Annotated in this window: 1 protein-coding gene; it reads left to right on the plus strand. The window is 61.8% G+C overall.

Translation table 11 applies throughout. From position 1 onward, the window contains the following. Positions 1–407: 407 nt before the first annotated feature. Positions 408–730 (plus strand): peptidase inhibitor family I36 protein (locus tag ADK55_RS17790; protein WP_053679912.1); only part of this gene is annotated, 323 nt, incomplete at its 3' end.

Below are 730 nucleotides of genomic sequence, written 5' to 3' on the forward strand. Positions count from 1 at the left end.
GTCGACGACGGGCAAGACCTTCTTCAGGTTCAGCCATGATCGTGCTCTCGTCCGACAAACAGCCGGCCTAGCCTTCGACGGGCCATCGTCCGAGGTCACGAGCATCTGACACCTCTCCCCGCGTATGTGGCACCACCGATTGACCCCGGTGTGAAGTGGAGCACTAGCGATCCGGTTCGTACGAACGGCCCCTCAGGAATCGGTGGACGACAAACCGCCCACATGGGGAGTTCCGGCTCTGATGGCATGAAGAGCCTCGAACATGCCTTATGGCGAACGAAGTTCAACGAACTGGCTGATTCATCCGTAGCCGCTCAATCGGTGTACCCACAAGACTTCTCGGTGGCAGCCCGAGCCTCGACGGTGCAGGCCGCCACGGCAATCTCGCCTCAGTCGAAGGAGGGGTAATGAACCGTCGGACAAAGTTCAGCCTGGCCGTAACGAGCGGACTCGTCGGTGCAGCGCTTGCACTCGCGCCCGCGGCCCAGGCCGACGACGTCTCGATCAGCGGCTACGACAACTGCGCGTCCGGCTGGATCTGCTTCTACTCGGAGAGGGACGGGGGCGGACAGAAATGCCAGTGGTCCCAGAGCTCCACCGACACCCGTTCCCAGTGTTCATGGATGCGAGCCGGCACGAACACCCGGTCCGTCTACAACCGCACCAATAGCAGGTTCCACTACTACCACAGCGTCAACTACACGAATCGGATCGGCAGCACCACCGCCGG

Origin of the sequence: Streptomyces sp. WM4235 (assembly GCF_001279725.1) — a bacterium.
Taxonomy (GTDB): domain Bacteria; phylum Actinomycetota; class Actinomycetes; order Streptomycetales; family Streptomycetaceae; genus Streptomyces.